Here is a 1,813-nt window from a genome sequence, read left to right as displayed (position 1 = left end):
AGAGTAAGGCGTTGCTTATTTTTTTCAATGTTTTCTCAATTCTATACAGCCCCTAAACGTCGTGACAGGGAACGTATTAAAAGTCGCCGCAATCAACGAGTTGACACCATCACCTAATACACCACCTTTGATACGCTTTTCGTATATAGGGCCTTTGATTGGTTCGCCTGAAATCATAGATGTGGCTGTCAAATCACCTGATGTTTCGATACTGGTAATGATATACATAAAGGCAATAGGGATAAATGCTTGCCAATCAAAACCAAAACCGAATTTGAAAGGTATCGGCGCAGTAAAGAGAGGGGCTTCTGCGACCAAAGAAAAATCAATGCGACCCATAAAGGTGGCGGCTAGCAAGCCAAGCATTAAACCGATAAAAATAGCACTTGAGCGAATTACTTTATTATTGACGATACTAATCAACACCACACTAACCAGTACACCACCGCCCAGTAATAAGTTTGGCATACTACCAAAATCCTCAGCACCAACCCCGCCTGCTAAATCTGTTAAACCGACTTTGGTTAAGGACAGACCGATAGTCACGATCACACAACCTGTCACGATTGGACTCATTAAAGATTTGAGTTTGGTAATGAATTGACTTAAGAAAATTTCGACGAAAGCACCAAGAAATGAAATGCCAAAGATGACAGAGAGAATCTCCTCTGGACTACCACCACGGTTTTTTACCACAAACCCTGCTGCTAATACTGCGGCTAAGAAGCCAAAACTGGTGCCTTGTAATGCCATCAAACCTGAACCGATTGGCCCAACTTTGCGTGTCTGAATAAAAGTAGCGACCCCTGATACCATCAATGACATGCTAATCAGGTAGGGAATGTGCTCTCCCAAACCTAAGACGCCGCCAATGATTAGTGATGGGGTAATGATACCGACAAACGCGGCCAGTACGTGTTGTATGGCACCCAAAAATGCTTTCCCAGGCGCAGGACGGTCATGTAGTCCATACAGTAAGTCTGGGTTTCCTTGAGTGTGCTCACTCATCTTGGCTTCCTCCTAAAGTGACTTTCAGTCCAAACTCTACGGAGATTATTAAGCAAGGTTATCAATACATAGAATAGAGATGAATGTTGGCACACCTTTAAAACTTCGTATCGCTTATCTATCTCACAAAAAGTCGCACCGATCCTTGTGTGAATACATAAAAGTAGGTAGCTATCTGGTATTTATGAATCTTATAATTAAGTCAAAGTTACAAACCTGACTAATTGGTCAACTATCTTAGGGTATAGTGAAAGAGTTGTTTATTGCAATGTTTTTTTTAGATTGGCATGTTTATTATTTAAATAATGAATATTTAACAAAAGAATAGTGTGTGGGTGATGATACTTGGAAGTCCTTGATAATAAGGGTTTTGAAGGATGTAAGTGAAAAGAAATAAAGATAAATTAAGCGCAAGAATCGTTTTCTAATATAAATTATTTAATGATAATTATTGCTAAATTGTTCGTATTTAGTTAGGATACCTGTCAATAATTAAATGCTAACAATTATCATTAACATTTCTATTTATATATCAAGTTTGGCATCATCAAGCCTTCCTTATTATTTAACACAAACGTAATTATTTAATACAAACGTAGTGATAAAAAATAGTTATGAAAACCGATTATCAACTATTAATAAAAGTAGTTTTCACAAATCAGTAGCCTTCAAAAACAAGTAATTTTCATTCCTAATCATAGAAAAAGCGAGTAAATGCGTTATGCGTGAAGTAAAGTTGTCAAAACTATCTAGGGCGTGTTGAACATTGGCGACAAATTGATGGCAAAAAAAATAGCGAACGGTT

General features: G+C 37.6%; 1 protein-coding gene. It reads right to left on the bottom strand.

The features are described 5' to 3' along the window. Window positions 1–24: 24 nt before the first annotated feature. On the bottom strand, window positions 25–1,008 hold the full coding sequence (locus EI164_RS15900) for a uracil-xanthine permease family protein (RefSeq protein ID WP_225739361.1): 984 nt from the start codon (window positions 1,006–1,008) through the stop codon (window positions 25–27). Window positions 1,009–1,813 lie beyond the last annotated feature (805 nt).

The sequence above is a fragment of the Psychrobacter sp. FME13 genome (assembly GCF_014861395.1).
GTDB lineage: Bacteria > Pseudomonadota > Gammaproteobacteria > Pseudomonadales > Moraxellaceae > Psychrobacter.
This window is presented reverse-complemented; position numbering and strand designations above follow the sequence as displayed.

Excerpts from the sequence above, each read along its gene's own strand:
- EI164_RS15900 (WP_225739361.1), bottom strand. The coding sequence starts at position 1,008 with ATGAGTGAGCACACTCAAGGAAACCCAGACTTACTGTATGGACTACAT.